This window comes from Neisseria sp. HMSC074B07 (assembly GCF_001810355.1).
Taxonomy (GTDB): Bacteria; Pseudomonadota; Gammaproteobacteria; order Burkholderiales; family Neisseriaceae; genus Neisseria.
Genome location: NZ_KV800889.1, coordinates 1 through 289 on the forward strand (window position 1 = coordinate 1; position 289 = coordinate 289).

Sequence of the window (289 nt, forward strand, 5' to 3'; positions counted from 1 at the left end):
AAACAGGATTTGATCGCTACCTGTTCCGTCCCTATGCCCGCAGCCTGAAAGGGCAAATAGTGAAAGCGCAGATAAGTGGAAAAAGATACCGACGCTTATCTCTGGTGTCCGCACAAGTCGGCAACCGGCTGATTGCTCCGATGGTTTATCAAAATACGATGACCGGAGTCTTTTTTGAAGCGTGGTTTCAGCAATGCCTACTGCCCGCATTGACTCAAAAATCGGTGATTATTTTAGATAATGCACGATTTCACCGTATGGGTGTCTTACGGGAAATGGCGGAAAAATG

At 46.7% G+C, this 289-nt stretch carries 1 pseudogene; it reads left to right on the forward strand.

What is annotated here, in order from left to right:
• Nucleotides 1–289 (forward strand): annotated as a pseudogene (locus HMPREF2726_RS01180) (IS630 family transposase); the annotation flags it as partial.